Source organism: Shewanella sp. ECSMB14102 (assembly GCF_000813075.1).
GTDB classification, from domain to species: domain Bacteria; phylum Pseudomonadota; class Gammaproteobacteria; order Enterobacterales; family Shewanellaceae; genus Shewanella; species Shewanella indica.
Map to the genome: position 1 here is coordinate 1 of NZ_JWGX01000143.1, position 469 is coordinate 469.

At 53.9% G+C, this 469-nt stretch carries 1 protein-coding gene; it reads left to right on the forward strand.

What is annotated here, in order from left to right; translation table 11 throughout:
* A partial coding sequence (locus RC73_RS19710; RefSeq protein WP_039036220.1) for a helix-turn-helix domain-containing protein occupies positions 1–469 on the forward strand: 469 nt, incomplete at both ends.

Consider the following 469-nt stretch of genomic DNA (forward strand, 5'->3'; position numbering starts at 1 on the left):
GCTTTGAAGCCGTCCATACCGAGCAAAATCAACAAACCCTCATCATCCACCTAAAGCCGATTGATAACGGCTACTGTGCTTGCGGCAAACCGGCTAAGGCCGTTCACGACGCTTCACTTCGCAGCGTATCGGAACGAACCATACTGGCGTTTCAGGTTCAGTTACGGCTACCCGTCCGCCGTATTCTTTGCCCCGATTGCGGTATCGTTCGGGAACATATCAGCTGGTTAAAGCCCTATGCTCGCCAGACCACACGGCTCATTGAGCATGTCGAGGCGCTACTCAAGCTCTTGCCGATTAAACATATTTCGCAACTCCTTGGCCTGCACTGGCATACCATCAAGACTATCGACAAACGTCGGCTGGCAAGGGAGGTCACAGAGCCTGATTGGAGTCGTGTCAAACGCCTGGTCATGGACGAGTTTGCCCTGTTCAAAGGCCATCGTTACGCCACCGTGGTGGCCGATGC